Source organism: Cytobacillus purgationiresistens (genome assembly GCF_030813235.1).
GTDB classification, from domain to species: domain Bacteria; phylum Bacillota; class Bacilli; order Bacillales; family Cytobacillaceae; genus Cytobacillus; species Cytobacillus purgationiresistens.
On the sequence record NZ_JAUSUB010000007.1, the window covers coordinates 20,139 to 44,344 of the forward strand.

Genomic DNA, 24,206 nt, shown 5'->3' on the forward strand with positions numbered 1-24,206 from the left:
ATAATCGGTTAGCAGCTCTTTTTTCTATCACATTACTCGTTTAAACATCTTTTCCATCTCATAAATCGAATAGTGAATGATGATCGGACGTCCATGCGGACATGTAAACGGATCGTTCGTTTGTCTTAACTCATCAAGTAAGGCTTGGATTTCGTCATTGCGTAAATGATGATTGGCCTTGATTGAGCCTTTACAGCTCATCATAATAGCTGCTTCCTCTCTCAGCCTTTTAATATCTACTTTTTTCATTGAAAGAAGCTGTTCAATCATATCCTCAATAATTTCCTGTTCCTCCCCTGCTGGGAACCATTGCGGGTGTGAACGGACAATATAGCTGTTATGGCCGAATTCCTCGAGGAACACACCAACCTTCTCCAATTCATGTTTATATTCCTCGATCTTTATTGCATCATCTGTCGAATATTCAAAGGTAAGAGGCAAAAGCATTTCTTGCAGTTCACTATCCACTTCCCCTACCTTTTCCTTAAAGTATTCATATTTAATACGCTCTTGAGCCGCATGCTGATCAATGATATATAACCCCTTATCATTTTGGGCAAAGATATATGTTCCATGCATTTGCCCGACTGGGTACATTGGAGGAACCCGGGACGGCTCTACAGAAAGAACATCTTCATGTTCAGCCACTAAAGGAAGATTGCCCGCTCTAGGTTCATCCTTTTGAAAGAGATGAGATGCATCTACAGAATCATCACCATGACCAATATCACCAATAAAAGAAGAGTCTTTATTCTCATCAGCTACTGGTAATGAATCCACAGGCTGATCCTTAAAATACTGGGGTTCTCTAATAAATGTCTGGATACTATTATTTGTAGCTATTTGTTCTTCTCTCTTCTTCTTCTCCGGCAAATGATCAAGATCTAAATAAATCTGCTCGGATTTCGGTCTTTCTGGCTTTGGAGCCACATAGCCTGCTGGAATGAGCTCCTCCTTCTTAAAAGCTGATTTAAGCGCTAAGGAAACAAGCTCGTTTAATTCCTGTTCCTTGCTGAGGCGTACTTCTAGCTTCGATGGATGAACATTCACATCGACCAAAATCGGGTCCATCTCAATATTTAGCAGAACAATAGGGTAGCGACCGATTGGCAGAAGCGTGTGATAACCTTCCTGTACAGCTCTAGCCAGAGAATAATTCTTAATAAATCGTCCATTAATCATTGTAGAAATATAGTTGCGGGAAGCTCGTGTTACCTCTGGCAGAGCGGCATATCCGCTAACCTTGAAATCTAGTGATTCTGCGATGACAGGCACCATTTTTTTCACAATATTCATACCATAAATCGCTGCTAATACTTGACGGACATCCCCGTTTCCACTCGTCTTCAGCAGTTGCCTCTCATTATGAATGAGTCTGATTGCCACTTCTGGATGGGCAAGAGCAAGACGATTGACCAAATCAGTAATGTTGCCCAGTTCTGTATGAATCGTTTTCATATATTTTAAGCGCGCTGGCGTGTTAAAGAACAAATCCGTAACTATAATATCCGTACCTTTCCGGCTAGCTGCCTTCTCCATGACTTCAACCTTACCGCCTTCGAGAACAACGCGTGTACCTTCGTCACCTGTACAGGTCTTCATCTCAAGTCTGGAAACTGAAGCAACACTGGGTAGTGCTTCACCTCTAAACCCTAAGGTTCTAATACGAAATAGATCATTTTCATCCTTTATTTTACTAGTCGCATGGCGATGGAAGGCTGTCAATACATCCTCTTCAGCAATCCCATCTCCATTATCAATGATTCTAATGCTTGCCAAACCCGCTTCTTCTAATTCTATTTCTATAATAGTGCTTCCTGCATCTATGGCATTCTCCATTAATTCTTTTACAACAGACGCTGGTCTTTCAACCACTTCACCAGCAGCGATTTTATTAGAAAGTGCATCATCAAGTTGAAATATCTTCCTCATTAAAATCACCTCCATATTGAAATGCGTAAGAGCCTTGTTCAGCCCCGACATACATAAGACGAAGGGGAAATGAAGGTGGTTTTTTACCTTCCATTCCTCCGTAGCTTAAAACCTAAAGGGGCTTGACCCTGCAACTGACTATTCGAAATGCACAAAAGTCTCATTCAGCCACTAGATAAGTTGATACGTTTATTTTAATTTTTTATGAAGTTCATATAATGCATTCAAAGCTTCCATTGGGGTCATATCCAAAATTTCCAGCGTTTTCAATTGTTCGATTACCTTTTTTTCTTTTACGTTGAAAGTCTGCTTTTTCTCAATCTTTAGCTCTTCAAAGAAAGAGAGCTGCCCTTTTGGTTCCTGAATTTGTTTCGGTTCTGCCATCGATTCATTGGGTGGATTCAGTATTGGAATAGTTTTTTGACCTGGTTCTTTACCTGTTTGTTCTAATCCAATAAGAATTTCATTTGCCCTCACAATTAATTCCTCTGGCAGTTCAGCAAGTTGGGCAACATGAATTCCGTAGCTCTTATCCGCTGCACCTTCTTTGATCTTGTGAAGGAAAACAACCTTCCCATTCTGCTCAACCGCACTGACATGGACGTTCTTCAATTGCTCAAGCGATTCTTCTAAAACTGTTAACTCATGATAATGTGTCGAGAACAAGGTCTTTGCACCTATGCGATGGTGAATATACTCGATGATTGCCTGTGCCAATGCCATTCCATCATAGGTGGAAGTACCTCTGCCAATTTCATCGAACAGAATTAAACTGTCCTGCGTGGCATTTACAATCGCATTCTTTGCCTCTAACATTTCCACCATAAATGTACTCTGTCCGGAAATCAGGTCATCCGCTGCACCTATTCTCGTAAATACTTGATCAAAAATCGGCAGCACCGCTTCAGAAGCCGGAACATAACAGCCAATTTGCCCTAGGATGGCTGTAAGTGCCACCTGTCTCATATAAGTACTTTTACCAGACATATTTGGTCCAGTGATTAACAGGACTTCACGTTCTCCATCCATATAGCAATCATTTGGTACATATTCTTGTGCATTCATCACTTTTTCCACAACTGGATGTCTGCCGTCTTTTAGGACAATTTTTCTTTCTTTAGAAAAAGATGGTTTTACATAGTGCCTTTGCTCACTCACTACAGCAAAGCATTGCAGGACATCTATCTCACTGATTATTTTTGCCAGTTTTTGCAGACGTGGGATATAACCTTTAATATGTTCCCTTACTTCTGCAAACAACTGATATTCAAGCTCGACTGCTTTTTCCTCAGCTTGCAGAATAAGTGCTTCCTTCTCTTTAAGCTCTGGTGTAATGAATCGCTCTGCATTTGTAAGTGTTTGCTTCCTATCATACTGGCCTTCTGTTAATAAATGCAAATTCGATTTTGTCACTTCAATATAATAGCCAAATACGCGATTATAGCCTACCTTTAGTGATTTTATTCCCGTTTTTTCTCTTTCCTGTTTTTCCAGTTGTGCAATCCATGTCTTTCCGTTTCGCGTAGCATCTCTAAAACGATCCAGCTCTTCGTGATAGCCATCTTGAATTAAATTCCCATCTTTTATTGAAAGAGGAGGATTTTCCACAATAGCTTGTTCAAGAATATCTGCTACTTCTTCACAGCCATCCAGTCGCTCAGCTTCTGCACTTACAATCTCATTTGGTAAGTTATTTACCATTGCTTTTAAGGATGGAATTTGCTGTAGTGATTTTTTTAATTGAACGAGATCTCTTGCATTTACATTCCCGAAGGCTACTCTGCCCGCAAGCCGTTCTAAATCATATACTTCCTTCAACTTCTCTCTAATTTCTTCGCGTTCGTAGAAATTTGTAATCAGCGTTTCAACAACAGTATGACGACGCGTAATTTCTTTTTCATCAATCTGTGGACGATCAACCCATTGTTTTAGAAGCCTCGAACCCATTGCTGTTTTTGTTTCATCAAGCAGCCAAAGCAATGAACCTTTTTTTCCTTTAGAACGGATAGTTTCAGTTAATTCTAAGTTTCTTTTAGAAAAATAGTCTATTTTCATAAATTGATTGATTTGATATAGAGAAACATTTTGCAAATGATCCAGACTTCTTTTCTGAGTTCTATAAAGATAATTAAATAGACGAGAAGCCGTTTTCCTTAACTTATCCTGAGTTAAGTCCGTAAGCAAAGGCAAAAAACCTTCCTTTGGTTCAATCTCATCTTCAATTGAAATGGTCATAATCGAACGTTCTTTTATCTTCTTCTGCCATCCACCTTCAAAATCTGAAGAAATAACAATCTCTTTTGCACCAGATAGAGATAGTTCATTTAGTACCGCATCAAACCCCTCCGTCAGAATCGTTGCCTTTGTTTCACCAGTGGATAAATCATTGTAAATAAAGCCAAATGTTTCATCTTTAAAAGAGGTGATCGAAGCGATAAAGTTATTCTCATTTTCATTCAGTCCCCTACCCTCCATCATTGTTCCTGGGGTAATTAACTGCACCACTTCGCGTCGAACGACACCCTTTGCTTGCTTAGGATCCTCTGTTTGCTCACAAATAGCTACTTTATAACCTTTTTCTACTAATTGCTCAATATAATTTGGAGCTGAGTGGTAAGGGACACCACACATAGGGATGCGGTCTTCAGAACCTCCCTCTCTGCTTGTCAAAGTAATTTCCAGCTCCTGAGAAGCGTTGATTGCATCTTCAAAAAACATTTCATAAAAATCTCCAAGACGAAAAAATAAAAAGGCATCTTGGTATTCTGCCTTTACTCTTAAATATTGCTGTATCATAGGCGTATATGCTGCTGCCATATTATCCTCCAACTTTTCTAATAATCTATTTTATCTGCTGTTCTAGTTTAAAACATCTCTTTCATTATAACATAGCTGCCCACGAACCTTCAGTTGTATACCCCTAGTTCTTTGTATCAAAATTCCTTCCATTTTTGCTAAAAAGAAAAGCCTCCCAACATTTTTATTAGGAGGTCTTCAGCTAAATAAACTTAGAATATTAAAGAATCAAGTACAAAGTAATTTATATCCCGACAGTATTCATTAACACAATTCTCCAGCCGTCAGGGTCCTCAAATGTTACTCCGCCCTTGCCCCAGTATGGATTTTCTGGCTCCACATCAGGATAACCCATGACCCTGAGTCTATTTACGAGAGCGTCACATTTATCCCTATTCGGAATGTAGAAAACAAGTAAAGATTCATGAGAAGGAATTGGAAGCTCTGTTTTCTCTGTGCTTTGAGTAAATTCAAGATGATACGTTTGATCAGGAAGTCCAAGCATCAACCCAAGATAGCGTGCGGATTGAAATTCACCTATCCTATTTAACCCAAGCCCCGCTTCGTAAAACTCAATGATTTTATCCATTTGATTCGTGGGCCTTGCTATTCTGAATTGAGCAGCTGCTGCGGGATGATTCCATTCTTCTTTTACAATGATTCTATATCCTTCATAATTGAAAGTATTTTCTTCCTCACCAGCTACAGTGATCGTTAGCGGAGACTTAGTTGCAGGAAGTTTTGTTGGATACCAATGCCGTCCTTCCTTTACAATGACGAACACACCAAGTTGGTCGCCATAGAAAGCAAAATGATTACTACTCGAGTTAAATTCATTTTTTATGAAAGGAGCCATTGTTTCTTGAAAGTGTCCGACGTCATCTACCGCCAAGCCTACCTCCCCAATATCCAGCCAGCCTTTTATTCCAGGCTGAGGTCCTCTTTCAATCATTTCAATCACATTTCCATCAGGGTCAGAAAAATAGGCTTGCTTCCCCTTCCAAAACATACTGTAGCTTCCATTTTCGTCTGCCAGCAAAACACTTGCTTTGCCTAAGTTACTAAAAATATGATCAAAAAAATTACCATTTGTGCGGAAGCATACATGATAAAAAGGCAGTGTTTGACTTCTTTCAAAAATCAATTTCGTTGTACCAGCCATGCACGAAAAAAATTGATCCGTTTCAGTAATTAATTCCATTTCCAGTATATTCACATAGAAATCCTTCATTTGTTCAAAATGCCTACAATGCAGTCTCAGTTCATAAATTCTCATGTTTTTCCCCCTCACCAGAATAAGTACATTATAATGAAGAAAAAACTAAAAGAGCTCCGTCAAATGGAGTAGTCTTTCATCAGTCAATCGCCCTGTGAAATATGTAAAAAAGAAAAACTAGGAAGCAAAACCTCCTAGTTAGCCTTTATTCTTCTTCTGTACCGACCAAGAAATCGGGGTTTAAATCCTCAAATTCCTCGTCATCTACATCCAAGCTCCATTCTTCATCATCTTCACAATCACATGGGTCATGGACAGCCACACAAATTTTTGTTTCGCCGATTACTTCTACAAGAAATTCTCTTTCAACATTAACAATGATCTTATTTCCATTCTTGGAAATTGTAGCTTCACAGCAATTAGGCTGCTGCAGTACTCGGGCAATGACTTCAATATCATCGATAATATCTTCATCGCGATACTTGACTTTAATAACATCGGTATACTCTACACATTCAGTGACTACCTCTGTTTGTGTATTATCCTTATAGGAATACCAGACATTAATGTCATAGCTGCCTTTTATTTCTACAGTATTACCCACCTTTTTCGCCTTGTACTTATGGTTTATGATCCAACAGCCAAGAATACTTGACGGATGGTGTGAAGGACATATCGTATGAGTGGACTGTATAAATTTTCGTCCTTTCGCCACGACTGCCTTTGTAATTATCTCTCTATAGTCTCCCATTGCAAGCGAACCCTCCTCATTCTTTTTCACTTCATCCTATGCGGGATATTAGACTAGTGTGCGACATATTTGTGACTGAATAGAATGCAAAAGTATTGGCATGATTTATACTATGCCAGAAGAGGGCGAATGTTCCGGTTGTACTGTGCAACAACCCAAAAATACGGATGATGAACCACTTCTTCTTTTAAATGAATTTCTTCATATATTACTTATTTTTTGTTAGGGGTTTATCCAGATATGAAGTAAAAATGAACAATTTAAGGTGAGTGTCAACGGTAAGGAACTGGCAGGAGATGAAGCCAAAGCATTTGCAGATAACATGACCAAAAATGTATTGAGTTCTTTCAACGGCATCTTCTCAAACCTAGTAGGAGATATGGGCAGCAGCATGCCAGGGGCAGATGCAGCTGGAAGTGCAAACCCATTGAGCAATTTAACAGGTGGATTGGGACAATCGCCATTAATTTCTACAACAGGCGGTATTCCAAACATGGATCTTAACAATTTGGTTCTTGTTATTGATACAAGCGATAACCGTGTAAGAGTACAAATTAACGGAAACACACTCTTTGATCTTGGTCTAGCGGACCTAAAAAATTTAAACAATAATAACAGCAACTCCTAATAGTATGGCATGAAGTAATAATTCCAATATGAGGAGGTGATTTTATATTATCGAATAAATGCAGAAAAATAAAAAAAGTCAGAGAGAATGAGGAAATTGATAGCCATAACAGTGTTAGCAGCGGTGACGAAACAGAATTTTTCACATTTGCTGCACAAGCACGGAGCATTAACTAACGCTCAAACTGCGATCCCAGTTGCAGTAGGTTGCCTTGCAGCTGTAGCAGCACCAGTTGCAGTCCTTGCCTCTCAATTTATTATCAATAAAGGCGGAGACGCTAACAATATTGTCGTTCAGCATAATGATCAACTAGCAAACAACGACGCTTAGGATTAGATGAAACGTCCAAAAAGAAGGGAGTGAAATAATTTGGAGCATTCGCAAAATATGAACTTTAATCCTGAATTATTAAAAGAACTGGGGCTTACTGAAGAATTCATCAAACAGGCAGTTGAAAAAGGTCCAGCCGTTAATACACATGTCGCAGGCGGTCATGGTGGCCGGGCGATTAACTTAACCTATGTTGATAACTATTCGACATTGCTTTTAGTCTACACCTTCCTTCTTAACTTTTTGGACCTAAGGACAATGGAACTAAAATATTAAATGAATCTCTGCTATCAACATTAAGATTTTCTCTTAAAGATCAGCAGGACTATCGCAAGGAATTTCTAAACGCTGTACAATTGCTTAGAAATAACAATTAATACCCAAGCTCCTTGATAGTTCATAATAAAACCTGACCCAATTAAATAGGGTCAGGTTTTTTGATTTATTGAATGATTTAGTGATGGCTGCAGTCAGACCCCTTCAATTTAGAGCCTGTTTCACCGCTCAACAGGTTTCCACCAGTTGATGTGATGACTTCATCTGTAACCGTATTCGAAATTACTGATGCCACGATTTGCAAAAGCTCATTTACATCTACTTGTGATTGCTTGAATTCCTGAACAACCGGAATGGCATCCAATTCCTCTTCTAATGAAGTAATTTTAGCCTCAGTTTTCTTTAAAGCCTCTTCTTTGCCAAAATGCTGCAGGTTAACTGATTGTTTTTGAAGGCCTTTAATTTGTGAAATGATTTTGCTAACCTTTTCATTGTCATTAATTTGCGCCTCTGCTCGCTTGAAAAAATCTACTTCTTCTGTTTCAGAAATCATAATCGCTAACTCTTTTGCACGTCCTACGATATCATCTTTTGTATATTTAGCCATTTTAGTTCACCTCTAGCCTCTCTTGTTCTTCTACCATTTCACCTGTTAAAGACCATGTTTTTGCATCTGTAACCTTCACTTTAACTATTTTGCCAATGGACGTTTTCGATCCTTTAAAATTGACGAGCTTATTCTTTCTTGTATAACCAGCCAATGTGTCAGGATTATTCTTGCTTTCACCTTCAACGAGCACTTCAACTGTTTGATTTGCATATCTTTTCATCGAGTTGGCAGAAAACTCATTGACGAGCGCATTTAATCTTTGTAATCTTTCCTTCTTAACTTCCATTGGTACATTATCCGTCATTTTTGCAGCAGGAGTACCTTCACGTGGAGAATATATGAATGTATAAGCTGCTTCAAATCCAACTTCACGGAAAAGTGACATTGTTTCTTCAAATTGCTCTTCCGTTTCATTCGGATAACCAACGATGATGTCTGTCGTAAAGGTGGCATCAGGGATAGCTGCTTTTATTTTTCCAACTAATTCAAGGTATTGCTCTCTTGTATATTTTCTAGCCATGATTTTTAGGACATCATTTGATCCCGATTGAACCGGAAGATGAATATGCTCGACAAGGTTTCCTCCCTTTGCCAAAACCTCAATCAAATAATCATCAAAATCACGGGGATGACTCGTTGTAAACCGGACGCGAGGAATGTCTATTTTACGCATTTCATCCATCAAATCTCCGAGTCCATACTTGATATCATCGAAGTCTTTCCCATATGCATTTACGTTTTGCCCAAGTAAAGTGATTTCCTGATAACCCGCGGCAGCTAGCTGGCGCACTTCCTGAATAATATCCTCAGGACGACGGCTTCTTTCTTTTCCACGTGTATATGGTACGATGCAATAGGTGCAGAATTTGTCACAGCCATACATAATATTAACCCATGCTTTAATATTACCACGACGGACTTTAGGGAGATTTTCAATGACATCCCCTTCTTTTGACCATACTTCCAATACCATCTCTTTTGACATATAAGCCTCATGAAGAATATTCGGCAAACGATGAATGTTATGAGTTCCAAAAATCATATCCACTTGGTTATAAGTCTTCAAGATTTTTTTGACTACCGATTCTTCTTGCGACATACATCCACAAACCCCGATTAAAAGATCTGGATTTTCTTTTTTCAAATGCTTTAAATGTCCAAGCTCACCAAACACTTTATTTTCTGCATTTTCACGAATGGCGCAAGTGTTTAACAAAATAACATTTGCATCTTCAACCGAATCTGTTGATTCATATCCCAGTCCGGTGAATATACCTGCCATTACTTCAGTATCATGCTCATTCATTTGACAACCATATGTACGAATATAAAATTTACGCCCTTTTCCCATAAGAAGATATTCTTCAGGCAGGTCAAAATCTTTATGATATTGAACTTCTTCTTTTCCTCGTTTTTTGGCATCCTTTAAGGATGGCGCAGTATATACTGATTCAAAGTACTTACTATAATCCTTTCCGGATTTTTTGTCCGAAGGATTAACTGTTTGCACTTGTTGTCCTTCTACTCGTTGTTTCTCATTCATTTTTCATGCCCCTTTCTTCATTACTAAAAGCGTTCACCAATGTTACAAACGCTAATTATCAATAGATACACACATTATTATAGTATAAAGCCTTATACAGTTGAAAACAATAGATATCCTGCCTGCCCCCAAACCCTTTCTTAAATAACATTACCCTTTGTGACCAAATAAGGAAACGGGGGATTCTTATCTGAAATCAGGTAAACGGAGTAAAACAGATTAGAAAGCGCGGGATTCTTGTCTGAAATCAACTGAACGGAGTAAAACAGATTAGAAAACGTGGAATTCTTATCTGAAATCAACTGAACGGAGTAAAACAGATTAGAAAGCGCAGGATTCTTATCTGAAATCAGGTAAACGGAGTAAAACAGATTAGAAAGCGCGGGATTCTTATCTGAAATCAGGTAAACGGAGTAAAACAGATTAGAAAACGTGGGATTCTTATCTGAAATCAACTGAACGGAGTAAAACAGATTAGAAAGCGCGGGATTCTTATCTGAAATCAGGTAAACGGAGTAAAAAAGCTTAGAAAGCGCGGGATTCTTATCTGAAATCAACTGAACGGAGTAAAACAGATTAGAAAGCGTGGGATTCTTGTCTGAAATCAACAGAACGGCGTAAAACAGATTAGAAAGCGCGGGATTCTTATCTGAAATCAACAGAACGGCGTAAAACAGATTAGAAAGCGCGGGATTCTTATCTGAAATCAGGTAAACGGAGTAAAACAGATTAGAAAGCATGGGATTCTTATCTGAAATCAACAGAACGGAGTAAAACAGATTAGAAAGCGCGGGATTCTTATCTGAAATCAACAGAACGGAGTAAAACAGATTAGAAAGCGTGGGATTCTTATCTGAAATCAGGTGAACGGAGTAAAACAGATTAGAAAGCGCGGGATTCTTATCTGAAATCAACTGAACGGCGTAAAACAGATAAAAAGCGCTAGAATCACAAAAAATACCACAGAATCAATATCTGTGGTAAGCAAAAATAAATATTTTAATTTTATAGCTCTAATAACCGAAACTTCCAAGGCTTATGACAAAGCGATTAAAGCTCGCAAATATGAAAATTGCATTCCACAAAACAATTGTCGCAACTTGGCGAGCCAACCTCTGCTTTTCTTTTTATCTAGCTCCAGTGGCTAGGTGCTCGAGGTCTTAAGAAAGAGCAATCAGAAAGGCAAAGCACAGCCTTTCCGCTTAACCTTTCTTAAGCTTGTCGCACCTGGGCGAGCCACCTCCGCTTTTCTTTTTACTTGAATTCTTCTAACAGCTTATCAAAGTAGGCTTGATCAAGCTTTAAATCAGCAGTAGCAAGCGGTGTTTCTGAATAGCCGTTTAGCATTTGCTGATAAGATTTGCGTTGTGTATCTTGATAAATAAGACCTGTCACAAGACCATCATGCTTCATCAATGTTTGCATTGCTTGTTCACGATTAGAAGAATCATAGCCTTCTATGTCTTTCAACTTCGTTAAATTCTCTTTAAACCAGTCATAAGTATTGATTTTATTATAAGTAACACATGGGCTAAATACATTAATCAATGAAAAGCCTTCGTGCTGGATTCCTTGTTCGATCAACGCTGTTAAATCCTTCAGGTCAGTTGAAAAGCTTTGTGCAACAAATGTTCCACCAGCCGTTAAAGCCATTTCCATTGGTGAAATCGCTTGTTCAATAGAACCTTCAGGCGTTGATTTCGTTTTAAAACCAGTTGCAGAACGAGGAGATGTCTGACCTTTGGTTAACCCATAAATTTGGTTATCCATAACGATATAGGTGACATTAATATTTCGGCGTATAGCATGGATTGTATGGCCCATTCCAATCGCAAATCCATCACCATCTCCACCTGAAGCAATAACTGTTAAATCCCTATTGGCCATTTTCACACCTTGGGCAATCGGTAAAGAACGCCCGTGAATGCCATGGAAGCCATAAGAATTAATATATCCGGAAATTCTTCCTGAACATCCAATGCCTGAAACAACAGCCAAGCCTTCTGGCTCCAAGCCAATGTTCGCTGCTGCACGCTGAATTGCCGCTTGGACAGAGAAATCTCCGCATCCTGGGCACCAGTTAGGTTTTACACTATTACGAAAATCTTTAAATGTAGCCATTTAGAACAACTCCTTGCACTTTGTATGAATTTCGTGCGGCAAGAAAGGATTCCCGTCGTACTTATTAAACTTCACAACTTTATTTGCATAGCCAACGTTCATCTTGATGATATTTGCCAGCTGACCTGTTGCATTGTTTTCGACAACTACAACTTTTTTAGCAGATTGAACTAATGCTGATAATTCGTCTGCTGGGAACGGATGAATCAAGCGGATATGTGCGTGATTTACTTTAATCCCATCTGCCTCGATTCTTTCCATTGCCTCTTCTATCGCACCACGAGTTGAATTAAAACCAACCAAAAGTACATCTGCCTCTTCATGTGGAGCATTTTTATAAACTGGTGTATCAAATTTGATATTTTCTACTTTACGGAAACGCTTATCCATCTGGATATTGCGGTTCACAGCAGATTCTGATGGTTTTCCGGTTTCGTCATGTTCAACTCCAGTTACATGATGAATACCAAATTTCATCCCAGGAACAACACGAGGAGATACGCCATCTTCAGTCACTTCATAGCGTTTGAAGTATTCTTTATTTTCTATTTCAGGCAGTTCAGTCTGCAGCTTACCACGACGAATTTCTACACGATCAAATTCTAATGGTTCAACCGTTTGCTTGCCTAATGATAATTGCAAGTCTGATAATAAGATAACTGGGCATTGGTACTCTTCAGCCAAGTTAAACGCCTCTGCTGTATCGTAGAATGCTTCCTGCACTGTACTTGGCGCTAAAACAATCTTAGGGATTTCACCATGGGTCCCATAAATCATTGCCATTAAGTCAGATTGCTCTTGCTTAGTAGGCAATCCCGTTGATGGTCCCCCACGCTGTGTATCGATAATAACCAACGGTGTTTCTGTCATACCAGAAAGGCCGATAGATTCCATTTTTAATGAAAGTCCTGGTCCAGCCGATGCAGTAAAAGCCCTTACTCCGGCATAGTTTGCTCCAATTGCCATTGTAGCGGCGGCAATTTCATCCTCTGTCTGGATGACTGTGCCACCTAAATCAGGTAATTTCTTAATCAGATATTCCATGATTTCTGAAGCAGGTGTAATTGGATAGGCTGCCATAAAACGGCTTCCAGCAGCAATAGCACCCAATGCGATGGCATCATTGCCAATCATAAACATCCGCTTTTTACCGTCTGCTTTATCAAGTTCCATTGAACCAGCATTTGCCCCTAGCTGTTCCTTTGTAAAATCAAATCCAGCTTGAATAGCTTCCATGTTTTTAGCAACTACTGCCTGGCCTTTACGTCCAAAGATTTCCCCAACAACTTCTTCAAATACTTTTATATCCAGATTCATTACAGCACAAGTTGCACCTACTGCAACCATGTTTTTCATTAATGAAGTTCCAAGGTCTGTTGCCATTTGTGTGAAAGCCACTGAAAACATGACCGCATTTGTATCTTCCGGTTTATTCGGATTGAATTTAGCATCTGCAATGATGATGCCATTTTCATGCAGCTCCTTGTAATTCACATCAATTGTTTCTTGATCAAAAGCCACTAGTATATCTAAATCGTCAGATATTGACCGAGTTTGAGTTGTGCTTACGCGAATCTTATTATTAGTATGTCCGCCTTTAATACGTGATGAAAAGTGACGATATCCATACAAGTAATAGCCAAGGCGATTCAAAGCAATAGAGAAGATTTCACCGGTGCTCTCAATCCCTTCTCCTTGTTGCCCGCCAACCTTCCACGAAAGTTGTTTAACCATGTCTTACACCCCTTTAAATACTATAAAAAATATGTAAATGATACCTATTACAACTAAGGAAACATCTGTAAGGCCTATAATAATTTTGTTATTTTTAATGTACTAAACGCTTTCAATTCTAGACCTAAGTGTATAAAAATGCAAGTGTTTCAGTATAATTAATAGGTAGATTTACGATATTTTTTTGATTGTTAAGAATAATCAATGATTTCTACTTACAAGAAACTGATTCACCCTCTATCATCATCTGAAAAACATTCTAGAAAAATTATTAAAAGCAAATTTTCTTACTTGTTCATTCGAATAATATTTTAATAGCTCGTTCATAAGATGATCATAATAGCGGACACTTTCAAGACCCTTGATTTCTCTGTCTGTCCCATCAAAATCCGATCCGAAGCCCACATGATTTTCCCCTCCTAACTCACAAATATGATCGATATGATTTATGATATGAGAGAGAGTCACATTTTCATCCATAGAGAGAAAATGTGTAACAAAGGTTATACCCAAAACACTATCTTTTTCTATAAGAGCTTTGATCTGTTCATCTTTAAGATTACGGGCGTGCTTACATAATGAAAAACAATTTGAATGTGAAGCGAATGGTAAAGCACTCCATTCCATCACATCCCAAAACCCTTTTTCTGATAAATGTGAGACATCACACTTTACCTTCCTTTCGTTTAGAAGGTTTACAACCTCCTTACCAAATCTTGATAGGCCACCACCTCTTTTCTCCAAAGCACCATCTGCCACACTGTTACCATAATTCCACGTCAGCCCCACTGAAGTGACACCTAATCTTATTAATGTCTTTAACTTCATTATATCTGCATGTATGGCATCACAGCCTTCCAATGTCAATATGGCGCCAATCTCACCTTCAGTTAGCTGTTCATAATCTTCCTTCGTTCTAATTAACTTCATCTTAGAAAAAGGTTTCAATATCTTTTCATAAAAAATATCTATCATATGTAAGGCTGCATTAAATTTCAATTCAGGATGAATGGCTTCAGGTACATAGATTGCAAACATTTGAACTTTTACTCCAGATTCATTTAGTCCTTCAAGGTTTACTTGTAATTTTGCAGAATCGTTAAAATTGATCGTATGATCCATAAACATTTTTAATAAAACATCACAATGAGCATCAAATATTTTCATTTGTCTCCCCCTCATTTACTATAGTGTAAAAATGCCTATCTTTGATAAGAATAGCAAGGATCTATCTGCCTCATGAATCGGCATCATATAAAGAAAAAACCCATTTGCTTCTCCCGCAAACAGGTTCTCTCATTTTTTATGTTTTGCGTTGTCACAGGAGTATACTGTGATCAATGCTTATTATCTCTCTAAGATGCAAAACAGCCATCACCTGTTCATTAACGAGGCTCAACAATTAATTTTATGGCTGTTCTCTCTTCCCCGTCAATCAAAATATCAGTGAAAGCAGGGATACAAATTAAATCCACTCCGCTAGGTGCTACAAATCCTCTTGCGATCGCTACAGCTTTAACCGCTTGATTTAATGCACCTGCACCAATTGCCTGGATTTCTGCTGTCCCTCTTTCTCGCAGGACACCAGCAAGCGCACCAGCTACAGAATTAGGATTAGATTTTGCTGAAACTTTTAATATGTCCATTCCTAGCTCCTCCTCATTTTTCCCCCTCCTGAATACTCTGTAATCGAGTTCATCAGGTTACAATATATCTTTCCATTGCTACTATATTCATCTTTAAAAAGACATATTCCAGCTTGGGTAAAAAAAAGAGAGGAAACTGCGATTATTTAGGAATGTAAGGCTTCAATGATTTAACAATCTACTGATTACGAATACAAAGGAACATCATCATTAATCAGGATACGTTCAATCTTCTTAGCTTTTCCTGTTTTCATATCAAGATCAATGATTACACCGCTTAATTGTGAGCGGCCATCTTTTGGAACTTCAAAGCGAACTGGCAATCCGGTAGTAAATCTCTTTAAGACAGCTTCCTTTTCCATACCAAGGATCGCATCATAAGGACCCGTCATTCCGACATCTGACATGAATGCTGTTCCTCCTGGCAAGATGCGATTATCAGCTGTTTGCACATGTGTATGTGTGCCAATGACAGCAGTAACCTTTCCATCTAGGAACCATCCCATTGCTTGCTTTTCACTTGTCGCTTCCGCATGAAAATCCACAAAAATAATGGAAGTTCTTTCTTTCGCTTCCTGTATAAGCTCCTCAGCTTTAGCAAAAGGGCAATCACTTGTTTGCATAAATGTACGACCCTGAAGGCTGATTACCGCTATTTCCTCAGCATTGTACTTTATGTACACTAGGCCTTTCCCCGGATTATTTTCAGGAAAGTTTGCTGGACGAACTAAATACTTTGCTTGGTCAATAAAATCAAAAATTTCCTTATTGTCCCAAGTGTGATTACCAAGTGTAACCGCTTGTGCACCCGATTCTAGAAATTCACGATAGATTTTCTCCGTAATCCCTCTGCCACCTGCTGCATTCTCACCATTAATAATCGTAATTTGTGGACGATACTTTTCTTTTAACTTCGGAACATATTCTTTAATCATGTCTCGGCCAATAGAGCCGACAACATCTCCTACAAACAATAATCTCATTGCAAATTCCCTTCTATCTCTACGATTTTCTATAGTTTAACATACATTATAATCTAATAATCAGCTTAGCCAGCAATCTGGAAGCCAATGAACATGCTCCAAGGAGTATATCACAACTTACAAAAATATAAAATGTGACCGCTGAATTGCAGCCGGTATCTTATCACACAAACATTAAATTTCATAAGGACCACAAAAAAAAAGCGATGCATAAGCATCGCTTTATTTTGCATATTCAACGGCTCTTGTTTCACGGATAACCGTTACTTTAATATGTCCAGGGTAATCCAACTCTTCTTCAATCTTTTTACGGATATCCCTTGCAAGCCGATGTGATTCAAGATCATCAATTTGTTCAGGCTTAACCATGATTCTAATCTCACGTCCAGCTTGAATTGCAAATGACTTCTCAACACCATCGTACGATTCGGAGATTTCCTCAAGCTTTTCAAGACGACGAATATAATTTTCGAGCGTCTCTCTTCTAGCTCCAGGTCTTGCTGCAGACAACGCATCTGCTGCCGCTACGAGAACAGCAATAATCGATGTTGGTTCTGAGTCGCCATGATGTGAAGCAATACTGTTGATAACGACTGGATGCTCTTTATACTTAGTAGCAAGTTCTACACCAATCTCAACATGACTTCCCTCTACTTCATGGTCAATCGCCTTACCGATATCATGTAATAATCCTGCACGGCGTGCTAATATTTCATCTTGACCTAATTCAGCAGCAAGCATTCCTGACAATTGCGCTACTTCCATGGAATGTTTAAGCACATTTTGTCCGTAGCTTGTACGGAATTTTAAGCGGCCAAGAATTTTAATTAGATCAGGATGCAGTCCATGGACGCCCACTTCAAAGGTTGTTTGTTCACCAATCTCTCTGATGTGTTCGTCTACTTCACGGCGAGCTTTATCCACCATTTCTTCAATTCGTGCTGGGTGAATTCGACCATCTTGAACAAGCTTGTCTAATGCTAAACGAGCTGTTTCTCGACGAATAGGGTCAAAGCCTGATAAAATAACCGCTTCTGGTGTATCATCTATGATGAGATCAATCCCAGTCAATGTCTCGAGTGTACGGATGTTTCGGCCTTCTCGACCAATAATCCGACCCTTCATTTCATCATTTGGAAGATTGACGACTGACACTGTTGTTTCAGCAACATGATCAGCTGCACATCTTTGAATGGCTAATGACAAGATTTCTCTTGCCTTTTTATCCGAATCTTCCTTCGCTCTTATCTCACTTTCTTTTACCATTATGGCAATATCGTGAGCCACTTCTTGTTCTGTTCGCTCTAAAATGATGGATTTAGCTTCCTCACGGGTTAATCCTGAGATTCGTTCCAGCTCAGCTTGCTGAGACTGTACCATTATGTCCACTTTGCTTTCCATCTCTTCAATATGCTGTTGTCTTTTGCTAAGAGTGTCATCTCTTTTCTCTAAAATAGATTCACGTTTATCTAACGTATCATCTTTTCGATCAAGATTCTCTTCTCTTTGCAATAAACGATTTTCTTGTTTTTGCAGTTCATTCCTACGTTCACGAATTTCACGTTCCGCTTCTGTGCGAAGCTTATGATTTTCATCCTTTGCTTCAAGCAGTGCTTCCTTTTTCAAGGCTTCCGCTTCCCGCTTAGCATCTTCTAAAATCTGCTCAGCGGCGCCTCTAGCACCTGCAATTTTTGCTTCAGTAACGGATTTTCGAAATAAATAGCCAACAAAAGCACCGACGATTAGGCCAAGCAAAATGGAGATGATATCTAATAGTCCCATCATTTCACCTCCTCTTGCTATGAACTTGTTTTGTTACGTTTCTAAAGTGTTGGCATGCATATTGTCCAGTTCAATATACAGCACTTTGGCTTTTCAACGTTTCAATCTTTAAATTGTAAGTACAAGACTGTACTTCCCAGGGTATTACAAATACTTTTTCAAACAACCATTTGTCAAAAAATTTCAAGATGCGCTGCCTGATTCCAAGCAACCCCTAGGTGAGAAGACAATATGTCTAACCATTAACAAATTTACTTTTCTTACATATAAAAAATGTAAAATATACAAGTTTAATTGTAAAGGTGCGAAAATTTATTGTCAAGTAGTTGTCATATATGCCATTTTTAATATTTCCATTATTCTCATTTGCAATATCAGGGGATTCTTCCTTTTTTTCGATAAAAAATAATGAAAGTGTCTGAAATTAGATCTATGTATGTATAATGATGCAAATTTTTTAAAAAAATGAAGCAAAACCACTATGGGCATTGCTTCATTTTGATTGGACTTTTCAAGATGAAAAATTAATCGACTAACTCAAATTTTTCTTGTTCGTCCTCTTCATCCTTAACTGGCTTAACCGCATCTAGACCGTGATAGTCTCGAATTTGCTGTTGAATGACCAGACGAGTATCAACATTTTCTTTAAGGAACAGCTTAGCATTTTCCCGGCCTTGTCCTAAGCGCTCTTCATTATAGGAATACCATGATCCGCTTTTTTGAACAATATCGATTTCGGAGCCTAAATCAATGATTTCCCCTTCTCTCGATATTCCTTCACCATACATAATATCTACTTCTGCCACTCTGAATGGAGGCGCAACTTTATTTTTCACTACTTTTATTTTCGTTTTATTACCGACAATCTCATTCCCTTGCTTCAATGCTTCAGCACGACGCACTTCCAACCTAACAGTTGAATAGAACTTTAATGCGCGTCCACCAGGGGTTACTTCCGGGTTACCAAACATAACGCCTACTTTTTCACGAATTTGGTTAATAAAGATGGCGATTGTTTTAGATTTATTAATCGCTCCAGATAATTTACGGAGCGCTTGGGACATTAGTCTCGCTTGAAGTCCCACATGAGAATCTCCCATTTCACCTTCAATTTCCGCTTTAGGAACAAGAGCAGCAACTGAGTCAATGACAAGAATGTCCACTGCACCACTTCGCACTAATGCTTCAGCAATCTCTAAAGCTTGCTCACCCGTATCAGGCTGTGACAAAAGTAATTCATTGATATCCACACCAAGGTTCTGTGCATAGACCGGATCAAGCGCATGCTCTGCATCAATAAATGCAGCTTGGCCACCTGATGCCTGTACTTCGGCAATGGCATGAAGGGCAACAGTTGTTTTACCCGAGCTTTCAGGTCCGTAAATTTCAATAATACGGCCTCTTGGATATCCGCCTACACCCAAGGCTGCATCCAGTGCTAATGAACCGCTTGGGATTGTTGAAATCCTTTTCTCCGCTTGTTCACCGAGTTTCATTATAGAACCTTTACCAAATTGTTTCTCTATTTGCTTTAACGCCATCTCAAGGGCAGCTTGACGATCATTCACTTATTTATCCTCCTCTAATTCTAACAAATGTATCTTCGTTTAGAACTTGTTCATACGAAATCTTATCTTTACTATAAACGTTTTTATTTCATTTGTCGAGCAAAAAGTCGAACATTCATTCGTTTTTTTTAGAGCGTGCTGATACACCCAATTTTCTCATTTCCCACTGCAAATTTCTCATTTTCGCAATATGAAAATAGTAGAAAATCGTAAAAATGATGGAAATCTGATTATAACTAAAAAAATCAGAACCCAGTCAGATTCTGATTTTTCCCTTTTACATTTCATTCATCATTTTTAATAGAAAGTGGCAGCCATATAACACTGATCGTGTGCGAACAGCCGCTCTTCCTCCTCCTAAATTAAGCTTTTCTACTTTAGTAGGATGGCCTTTTAAAGAGAGTCCGATATATACCGTCCCTGCTGGATGTCCTTCCAGTTCATCTGGCCCAGCCACACCGGTAAAGCTGATTCCAATATCAGCATTCATGATGTCAGCTACATTCTCTGCAAGCTCTGCAGCGCATTGCGCACTGACAACCCCATCATTCTCAATTGTTTTGTGCTTTACTTTTAAGACTTTCGCTTTTACTTCATTGGTATAGCATACCACGCCGCCCTTTAAAAGCGAGCCAGCTCCAGCAATGGAAGTGAATTCCTTTTGAAACATACCGCCTGTTAAGCTCTCCGCAGCTGCAATCGTGAGCTTATTATCTACTAATGACTTTGAAAGCTCAGCTACAAGCGAAGTATCGTCATAGCCATAAAAATAAGTACCAACGCGAGAAAGAATCTTCTCCTCTGTTTCATTTAACATTTCCAATGCGGTTTGCGATTGGGCGTGCTTCGCTGTCAGCCTAAGGGTCACTTCACTATCGCCAGCAAGTGGCGCAATGGTCGGGTTGTCCTGAGCATCCAGAATATCCATGATTTCAGTTTCGAGCATCGCTTCTCCAATTCCAAAGAAGCGCAGCACTCTCGACATAATCACTTCTTCATCATCTTTATTTAGCTGAAGTGCTGAATGTCCATATTTAAGAAACATTGGCTCCATTTCCTTTGGCGGTCCAGGCAACAGCATATATTTATGCTGCTCTCCTTGATAAAGCATACCTGGAGCCATACCGTGTTCATTTTGCAATATTTTAGAACCTTTCAGAACTAAAGCCTGCTTTTTATTATTTTCTGTCATCGTCCTCCTGGTTCGTGCAAAATACTCTTCAATAGATACCAGTGCATCATTATCCAGTTCAAGCTCTGTTTCTAAATGACGAGCAATCGTTTCCTTAGTCAAATCATCTTTGGTTGGACCTAATCCACCAGTGAATATTAATAAATCTGCACGTGTTTCTGCCACCTCTATCGCAGACTTCAACCGATCAGTATTATCGCCTACAACCGTATGATAATAGACATTAATACCTAAATCAGCTAATTGTCTCGAAATAAAACGTGCATTGGAGTTCACAATTTGCCCAAGTAATAATTCGGAACCAACAGCAATAATTTCTGCATTCATACTATACTCTCTCCAATCCACTATTTAGAATTGATAAATGCATGCTTGTTTTTTATGAAATAATCCACCCCGGACCAAACCGTAAATATCAGTGCGACCCAAAGGGCAATATCAGCGAATGGAACGGAAAACATGACGAAGATTGTATTATGTAAGAGCAAAGCAGAAACCGCTATAATCTGTGTCCATGTTTTAACTTTCCCTAGCATATTAGCTGCAACAACTTCCCCTTCACCTGCTAAAATAAGACGAAGACCAGTAATGGCAAATTCTCGGCTGATGATAACGATGACAATCCAGGCAGGAGCCATCCCTAATTCAACGAGAATGATTAGCGCAGCCGATACAAGCAGTTTATCAGCTAACGGATCTAGAAACTTACCAAGATTCGTGACTAAATCATATTTCCTGGCATAATATCCATCTATCCAATCGGTCACTGATGCGATAATGAATATTAACGCGCCAACAAAATGAGCGATAGGCATATCGGCACCAATAAAGGTCATATATCCCCATTCAAATGGGTCATACATGATGACAAGAAATATTGGTATAAGTAGAATTCGTGAAACAGTGATTTTATTAGGCAGATTCATGACTTACCTCCATTAATGTTGTAAAAGCAATTATGTACAAACATAAATCATTCATTGAATCAGATGGTGACATGTTAACTATAGCGAATAAAGTACACAAACGCGAAAATAGTCATCAAAAATGATGACTATTCATCGGTAGGCACATAGCGAATGGTAATATTTTGACTCACATGATTTGTCGGTGATACAGCATAATCTATTTTCTCATCGTTAATATAGATTTCCGTTGCACTGGAGTTTCCAATGACCAGTAATGCTTCTGATTCATTTGACAAATCGACGGTTTCGCTATCAGTGCCATCTTTTATCAGCATCCCTTGGAAGAAGGAATACCCTTTTCCATTTTTGATGCTAACCCACGTCTCACCAGTTGAAACAAGCTTTAATTCAAATGTATCCGAATTTGTTAGTTCATATACGGAATTTTTCCCTGAAGTTTCAACAGACTTAATTTCCTGCTTAGAGTCTTCAGCATTTTCATCAGGTGCATCCGTTCCATCATTTGCCTCGTCTTCTGTATTCTCATCATTCTTCTCACCATCTGATCCATCTTTTGCATCATCATCTGGTAAATTATTTTCAACAATTGCACCTGGTGTATCTTTTTGTTCAGCAGGTACTTTTGAATTATTAGATGCACCTTTTTCTACAAAATAGTAGATAACGGCAATCACTCCAATAATAAAAACGACAATTAGGATTTTTGGTAAAATATCAAAAAACTTTGAAGCCTTGCCTGATATGTCTCTACGTGTTTGCACTCTTGAAAGCTTTTCAGGAATATCATCATTCATACTTGAAGGAATGTCACTCTTAAATTCTTCAAGCAGCTCTTCATGATTAATCCCCACCGCTTCAGCATATTGCTTAATAAATGCTCGCACATAAAATTTGCCGGGCATCATGCTGTAATTACCTTCTTCTATTCCGACTAGATATCTTTTTTGAATCTTCGTCGCTGTCTGTAAATCGTCAAGACTCATACCTTTAGCCAAACGAGCTTCTTTTAATCGATTTCCGAGTTCTGTCAACACTAACACCTTCCAACTAACTAAAAATCAAACCCTCCAAATTCAGATTCGGAGAATATATTTCCTTTTTCTACAATATCGTATTTAATTTCTTCATCAGGATCATGACGTAATTCTATAATATAGTCAAAGTCGTTGATTGTATATTCCGTGTTCTGCACGAAAATATCAGGATGTTCTATTACTTTGATAGCGGGAAGTCTCATGATTTCCCTGACAAGTTGCCAATGACGTTCATTTGCACGTTTAGTCGAAACAATCCCATCAATAATAAATAGATTGTCATCGCTATACTCATCTTCGATCAACTGATTCCTAATCGTTTGCTTCAATAAAGTAGATGAAACAAACAGCCATCGCTTATTTGCACATACACTGGATGCAACGATTGACTCAGTTTTCCCTACCCGAGGCATACCGCGGATACCAATTAGTTTATGTCCTTGCTGCTTAAACAATTCAGCCATGAAATCAACCAGCAGTCCAAGCTCGTTTCTTACAAACCTGAAGGTCTTTTTATCATCAGCATCTCTTTGTATGTATCTTCCATGTCTTACCGCCAATCGGTCTCTTAGCTTAGGCTCACGAAGTTTAATTAGCTTAATGGTATCCATGGTGTTAAGGATGGATTCGAGCCGAACAATCTGCCTGTCGTCCTTGGCTAAAATCAGCATTCCCCTTCTGCCTTGATCCACACCATTGATTGTCACAATGTTTATAGAAAGCATTCCGAGTAAAGATGAAATATCCCCTAACAAGCCGGGTCTATTCTTTTGAATCTCGTACTCAAAATACCACTCCTTCTTCTCCATCATACCCCTCCTAACTGAAAATGCAGAAGGGCCTCGCTCAGCCCCGACAAGCTTAAGGCGAGAAGGAAATGAAGGTGTTCTTTACCTTCCATTCCACCTTGACCTTTAACCTCAAGAGTCTAGATCCCAGCAGCGTCCCTATCAAAAAATGTAAAAATGCTTTTATAGAAAAAGAAAGTTAAAGTTAATTTTATTCTCAATGAATACAGCTTAAACGAGACATTTACTAGAAATCTCTTCATGACCTATTTTTACCTTATTTCTTCTAGGTTCTATAATATATGATTTCTATTAAAGATGAAAGGAAAATCCCTGTTACATTAAAA

General features: G+C 38.7%; 21 protein-coding genes. 3 read left to right on the forward strand and 18 right to left on the reverse strand.

Annotated elements, in window-relative coordinates; genetic code table 11:
- Window positions 1–27: 27 nt before the first annotated feature.
- From mutL to J2S17_RS09805, 4 genes are all read right to left on the reverse strand, one after another.
- On the reverse strand, window positions 28–1,932 hold the full coding sequence (mutL, locus tag J2S17_RS09790; RefSeq protein ID WP_307474292.1) for a DNA mismatch repair endonuclease MutL: 1,905 nt from the start codon (window positions 1,930–1,932) through the stop codon (window positions 28–30).
- A gap of 189 nt (window positions 1,933–2,121) precedes the next feature.
- Window positions 2,122–4,749, reverse strand: a complete 2,628-nt coding sequence (gene mutS / locus J2S17_RS09795) for a DNA mismatch repair protein MutS (protein WP_307474294.1) — start codon at window positions 4,747–4,749, stop codon at window positions 2,122–2,124.
- A gap of 223 nt (window positions 4,750–4,972) precedes the next feature.
- A complete protein-coding gene (locus J2S17_RS09800) occupies window positions 4,973–6,004 on the reverse strand; it encodes a VOC family protein (RefSeq protein ID WP_307474295.1) in 1,032 nt (343 codons plus the stop codon).
- 145 nt (window positions 6,005–6,149) lie between these two features.
- Complete coding sequence (locus J2S17_RS09805; protein ID WP_307474297.1) at window positions 6,150–6,695, reverse strand: outer spore coat protein CotE; 546 nt, start codon at window positions 6,693–6,695, stop codon at window positions 6,150–6,152.
- A gap of 265 nt (window positions 6,696–6,960) precedes the next feature.
- Here J2S17_RS09805 and J2S17_RS09810 point away from each other — a divergent pair, with 265 nt between their 5' ends.
- From J2S17_RS09810 to J2S17_RS09820, 3 genes are all read left to right on the forward strand, one after another.
- Window positions 6,961–7,323, forward strand: a complete 363-nt coding sequence (locus tag J2S17_RS09810; RefSeq protein WP_307474299.1) for a hypothetical protein — start codon at window positions 6,961–6,963, stop codon at window positions 7,321–7,323.
- Window positions 7,324–7,410: 87 nt separating this feature from the next.
- On the forward strand, window positions 7,411–7,653 hold the full coding sequence (locus J2S17_RS09815; RefSeq protein WP_307474301.1) for a hypothetical protein: 243 nt from the start codon (window positions 7,411–7,413) through the stop codon (window positions 7,651–7,653).
- A 39-nt stretch (window positions 7,654–7,692) separates the two neighbouring features.
- Window positions 7,693–7,929: a hypothetical protein gene (locus J2S17_RS09820; RefSeq protein ID WP_307474302.1), complete on the forward strand. Its 237-nt coding sequence runs from the start codon at window positions 7,693–7,695 to the stop codon at window positions 7,927–7,929.
- Between the two features lie 178 nt (window positions 7,930–8,107).
- Here the strand turns inward: J2S17_RS09820 and J2S17_RS09825 are convergent, their stop codons facing one another.
- From J2S17_RS09825 to J2S17_RS09890, 14 genes are all read right to left on the reverse strand, one after another.
- The gene (locus J2S17_RS09825; protein ID WP_307474304.1) at window positions 8,108–8,536 is read right to left on the reverse strand and encodes a YlbF/YmcA family competence regulator; all 429 of its coding nucleotides are present in this window, start codon (window positions 8,534–8,536) and stop codon (window positions 8,108–8,110) included.
- A gap of 1 nt (window position 8,537) precedes the next feature.
- Complete coding sequence (gene miaB / locus J2S17_RS09830) at window positions 8,538–10,082, reverse strand: tRNA (N6-isopentenyl adenosine(37)-C2)-methylthiotransferase MiaB (protein ID WP_307474305.1); 1,545 nt, start codon at window positions 10,080–10,082, stop codon at window positions 8,538–8,540.
- A gap of 140 nt (window positions 10,083–10,222) precedes the next feature.
- Entirely contained in the window at window positions 10,223–10,996 is a 774-nt protein-coding gene (locus tag J2S17_RS09835) for a hypothetical protein (protein ID WP_307474307.1), read from the reverse strand.
- A 340-nt stretch (window positions 10,997–11,336) separates the two neighbouring features.
- Window positions 11,337–12,203, reverse strand: coding sequence for a 2-oxoacid:ferredoxin oxidoreductase subunit beta (locus J2S17_RS09840; protein ID WP_307474309.1), 867 nt, complete (start codon window positions 12,201–12,203; stop codon window positions 11,337–11,339).
- Window positions 12,204–13,937, reverse strand: coding sequence for a 2-oxoacid:acceptor oxidoreductase subunit alpha (locus tag J2S17_RS09845; RefSeq protein WP_307474311.1), 1,734 nt, complete (start codon window positions 13,935–13,937; stop codon window positions 12,204–12,206).
- Window positions 13,938–14,180: 243 nt separating this feature from the next.
- Window positions 14,181–15,104: a dipeptidase gene (locus J2S17_RS09850; protein WP_307474313.1), complete on the reverse strand. Its 924-nt coding sequence runs from the start codon at window positions 15,102–15,104 to the stop codon at window positions 14,181–14,183.
- 218 nt (window positions 15,105–15,322) lie between these two features.
- The gene (gene spoVS / locus J2S17_RS09855) at window positions 15,323–15,583 is read right to left on the reverse strand and encodes a stage V sporulation protein SpoVS (protein ID WP_307474315.1); all 261 of its coding nucleotides are present in this window, start codon (window positions 15,581–15,583) and stop codon (window positions 15,323–15,325) included.
- Window positions 15,584–15,768: 185 nt separating this feature from the next.
- Entirely contained in the window at window positions 15,769–16,566 is a 798-nt protein-coding gene (locus J2S17_RS09860) for a TIGR00282 family metallophosphoesterase (RefSeq protein ID WP_307474316.1), read from the reverse strand.
- A gap of 222 nt (window positions 16,567–16,788) precedes the next feature.
- A complete protein-coding gene (gene rny / locus J2S17_RS09865) occupies window positions 16,789–18,351 on the reverse strand; it encodes a ribonuclease Y (protein ID WP_370874989.1) in 1,563 nt (520 codons plus the stop codon).
- Window positions 18,352–18,872: 521 nt separating this feature from the next.
- Window positions 18,873–19,916, reverse strand: coding sequence for a recombinase RecA (gene recA, locus J2S17_RS09870; RefSeq protein ID WP_307474320.1), 1,044 nt, complete (start codon window positions 19,914–19,916; stop codon window positions 18,873–18,875).
- A gap of 277 nt (window positions 19,917–20,193) precedes the next feature.
- The gene (locus J2S17_RS09875) at window positions 20,194–21,435 is read right to left on the reverse strand and encodes a competence/damage-inducible protein A (RefSeq protein WP_307474322.1); all 1,242 of its coding nucleotides are present in this window, start codon (window positions 21,433–21,435) and stop codon (window positions 20,194–20,196) included.
- 20 nt (window positions 21,436–21,455) lie between these two features.
- Window positions 21,456–22,034, reverse strand: coding sequence for a CDP-diacylglycerol--glycerol-3-phosphate 3-phosphatidyltransferase (gene pgsA / locus J2S17_RS09880; RefSeq protein ID WP_307474324.1), 579 nt, complete (start codon window positions 22,032–22,034; stop codon window positions 21,456–21,458).
- Window positions 22,035–22,162: 128 nt separating this feature from the next.
- Complete coding sequence (locus J2S17_RS09885) at window positions 22,163–23,068, reverse strand: helix-turn-helix domain-containing protein (protein ID WP_370874990.1); 906 nt, start codon at window positions 23,066–23,068, stop codon at window positions 22,163–22,165.
- Between the two features lie 20 nt (window positions 23,069–23,088).
- Window positions 23,089–23,880 carry a DUF3388 domain-containing protein gene (locus J2S17_RS09890; RefSeq protein ID WP_307474328.1) on the reverse strand — a complete coding sequence of 264 codons (792 nt, stop codon included), beginning with the start codon at window positions 23,878–23,880 and terminating at the stop codon, window positions 23,089–23,091.
- Window positions 23,881–24,206: the final 326 nt, after the last annotated feature.